Origin of the sequence: Haloarcula sp. Atlit-7R, assembly GCF_003666065.1 — an archaeon.
Lineage (GTDB): Archaea > Halobacteriota > Halobacteria > Halobacteriales > Haloarculaceae > Haloarcula > Haloarcula taiwanensis.
In genome coordinates, this window is sequence record NZ_QXIK01000069.1 from 1 (window position 1) to 526 (window position 526).

1 pseudogene is annotated in these 526 nt (G+C 57.2%); it reads left to right on the forward strand.

Annotated features, from left to right (window positions below):
• Positions 1-35 precede the first annotated feature (35 nt).
• Positions 36-526 (forward strand): annotated as a pseudogene (locus D3D01_RS22670) (transcriptional regulator); the annotation flags it as partial.

Consider the following 526-nt stretch of genomic DNA (forward strand, 5'->3'; position numbering starts at 1 on the left):
CAGCGGCGAAGACACCGCCGAAGAAAGGCGTTAGTGTGACAAACTACCCTGTCGAACCCAAATCTGACCGGGGAGATGCCGGGTGGGGCTACCTTGAGGACGAGAATACGCTCGTCGTCTCTGCAGAGTACGACTCTGCCATGTCTCATGTGGTGATGATTGCACGAGCGTTACTCGATCCTAAGACGTTCGACCAGGTCCTTACCGAGGACCGTCTCGCGGAACTTGATGGACTAATCGAAGATGGGACGTACGTTCGTGGGTCTCGAAACCTCGGGTGGTTGGCTGACTCTGTCGACTCGGCGGGTGAGTACGTCGACGTCCTCGAGGACGCGAGAGACGAGCTACTCGACATGACGCGGTCACTTGCACATGAGGACTACGAGTGTGAGACGTCCGAGTACCTGAGTCGAATCACGAAAACGGCGATGGGTCTCGCGGGAACCGCGTTTCACGTCCTCGAATTACTCGATATTGACGTCGTTTGGGAGGCTCGCTTACCCGACTACAACCGACACCCGGAGCG